Below are 619 nucleotides of genomic sequence, written 5' to 3'. Positions count from 1 at the left end.
GGGATTGATCTCCGCTTACGCTCCGATCAATCCCCAAAAATGTTCGTTCGGCAGGAGAACCTGCACCCCTTTCCACTCAACCATTTTTGCCTATGGCTTTTGCGATCATGCGTACGGCTAAGCTGTCGAGTGCCGGCAGTATCGGCGGCCTCAATAACCACCTCGAGCGGAAGATGGAGGTACCCAATGCAGACCAGCAGCTTCAGGGATATAACAGCCGCCCGGTTGGTAGCGGCGACTTGTGGGCCGACATCAATACCCGGCTCCAGCAAGCCGGTATTGATAAAGTCCGCGCGAACGGGGTCTATGGCGTGGAGTTCCTACTCACGGCCAGCCCGGAGGCGTTTAACTATCAGAAAACCGTAGATGCCTCGGGTAAAGTCGGTTTACGGGGTAACGTGGAGCTATGGAAGAACTTCGAAGCCCGGTCTAAAGAATGGCTTGAGGAGAACTTCGGTAAAGTCAACCTGGTCAACTTCACGGTTCACAAGGACGAGCAGACTCCCCACATTCATGCAGTTATCGTCCCGATTACCCAAGGCAAGAAGGGAAATAAGCTATCCGCCCGCGATGTGATCGGAGGCGACAGAAGCCGCCTAGCACAGCTACAGGACAGTTT

At 54.4% G+C, this 619-nt stretch carries 1 protein-coding gene; it reads left to right on the top strand.

Annotated elements, in window-relative coordinates:
• Positions 1-92: 92 nt before the first annotated feature.
• A partial coding sequence (gene mobV / locus BWI93_RS03200; RefSeq protein ID WP_176454115.1) for a MobV family relaxase occupies positions 93-619 on the top strand: 527 nt, incomplete at its 3' end.

Origin of the sequence: Siphonobacter sp. BAB-5385, from assembly GCF_002261125.1 — a bacterium.
In the GTDB taxonomy this organism is placed as follows: domain Bacteria; phylum Bacteroidota; class Bacteroidia; order Cytophagales; family Spirosomataceae; genus Siphonobacter.
The sequence above is the reverse complement of the archived record's forward strand: the minus strand, read 5'-3'. Positions and strand labels throughout refer to the sequence as shown.